This window comes from Micromonospora sp. RP3T, assembly GCF_003027925.1.
GTDB lineage: Bacteria > Actinomycetota > Actinomycetes > Mycobacteriales > Micromonosporaceae > Micromonospora.
Genome location: NZ_PYPS01000114.1, coordinates 1 through 676, shown reverse-complemented (window position 1 = coordinate 676; position 676 = coordinate 1). Strand labels below are relative to the sequence as shown.

1 protein-coding gene is annotated in these 676 nt (G+C 66.6%); it reads right to left on the bottom strand.

The window, feature by feature from the left end; translation table 11 throughout:
* Positions 1-330: hypothetical protein (locus C8054_RS32980; RefSeq protein WP_233220271.1), on the bottom strand; the 330-nt coding region annotated here is incomplete at its 3' end.
* Between the last annotated feature and the right edge of the window lie 346 nt (positions 331-676).

The following is a 676-nucleotide window of genomic DNA, read 5'->3' as shown; positions in this document are numbered from 1 at the left end:
GCCATGGCCACCCTGCAGGTCTATCAGGCCAAGGCGTTGAAAGAACTGCACAAGGGTAGTCCTGACCAAGCGGTGTTGCAGGAGCTGCGTGCAGCGACTGACTTCGCCCTCCGGGCGACTAAAGTCACGGCGCGGTCCCTTGGTCAGGTGATGTCCACACTCGTGGTCCAGGAACGCCACCTCTGGCTGAACCTGGCGCAGATGGCAGATGTCGACAAAGCACGCTTTCTCGACGCTCCTGTCTCCCAGGCCGGCCTCTTCGGCGACACTGTCGAGGACTTTGCCCAGCAGTTCTCGGCAGTCCAGAAGCAGACTGAGGCGATCAGTCACATCTTGCCCCGGCGTGCGACTCCCACGAAGTCCCCGGGTGCCCAGCCTCAGCCTGCTCGTCGCCGAGGGCGCCCCCCTGCGGCCCCCAAGAAGCAAGAAATACCTGCTCCGTCTCCGGCTGAGGCCCACGATGCGCGCCTCGCCGCCAGACGTCGTGGCCGCCGCAGGGGAGCGGCGCCGCCCGCTGCTCAGGAGCCCCCTCATACACCTAAGACCCGCAGGTCTGCGCGGTGCTCCTGACACGGGCAGCCTGGAGATGATGGAAGCTGCTCTTCGGGGGACGACAACATCTGCCCCCCCGCCCCCGGTGGAGGGCCGGGGCCGTCTGTGCGCTCAGCTGCCGTCA